This is a genomic window from Psychrobacter sp. 1U2 (genome assembly GCF_051847575.1).
Window position 1 is genome coordinate 1 of sequence record NZ_JBPYDC010000433.1, and the last position, 1091, is coordinate 1091.

General features: G+C 42.1%; 2 pseudogenes. Both read left to right on the top strand.

The features are described from left to right. A pseudogene (locus ACS8FD_RS16370) lies at positions 1-260 on the top strand (peptidase S11); the annotation flags it as partial. 101 nt (positions 261-361) lie between these two features. Next, positions 362-910: pseudogene (locus ACS8FD_RS16375) on the top strand (thiamine phosphate synthase); the annotation flags it as partial. Positions 911-1091: the final 181 nt, after the last annotated feature.

A 1091-nucleotide genomic window follows, 5' to 3' on the forward strand; every position in this document is an offset into this window, starting at 1 on the left:
ACTTTTTTGTGGCCAATTATTCAAGTGGCAATCGTACTTATAAAGCCAATAATACCAGTAGCCTTGTGCGCTCAGGGAACTATCCAATTGGTATCTCCAAAACAGGCTTTATCAATGAGGCAGGTCGTTGCGTCGTCATGGAAACCCGTGTCAACAACCGCCCTGCTATTATTGTGATTTTGGGTGCTAATAGCTCAGCGACTCGCTGGGGTGATGCCAAAAACATTTTGACCAGTTTAGCCACGCGTCAGACAGTATAAGGTGCTGATATAAACGGTTGTAAAGCTAAAGTTTGTAGACAAAAAAGGCTGTTATCTAAGATAACGGTCTTTTTTTTATTAATTAAACTTAAGGATAAATAATGGCTAAAACATCAGTTTCGGATATACCAAAAAAAGGGCCTACATTGTATTTGCTGACTAACGATGATGAGTTTGATTTGCTTTATGCCAAGTTAGCGGCAGCTTTAGCGACAGGTACGATAGGGTTGTTACAAATCAGAAGAAAGCGGGTATTGGCACAGCCAAATGGTAAAGAGCAGTTGTATGGTGAAGCCGTAAAAATAGTCACACTGGCTAAACGATACAGGGTGCCAGTCATCATAAACGACGATGTTACTTTGGCTGCCAAGCTTGGCGTGGGGGTACATCTTGGACAACAAGATGGTGCTATCGACGAAGCTAAACAACAATTAAAAACCAACCAAATTATTGGTCGCACTTGTCATGGGAATATGGCCCTTATTGAAGAAGCGATTTCTTCAAACGCAACTTATATTGCTATGGGCGCTATATTTGCCTCATCTACTAAACCCAATGCCAACATTATTACTCGACAGCAACTTATCGATGGCTGCCAATATGCCACTCACAATAATACTGATGTTTGTCTTATCGGGGGACTAACGGCTGAAAATATTCGTCAATTAAAAGGACTGCCTATCGCTTATATTGCCGTGGTTGGGGATATCATGGATTTGCCTGTACAGTCGATAGAGAAGCGCTGTCAAGAGTGGCAACGGCTAATGATATCGTGGTCATCGCTGGTAAAGGTCATGAGACTTATCAGGAGATCAAAGGAGTGCGCTATGA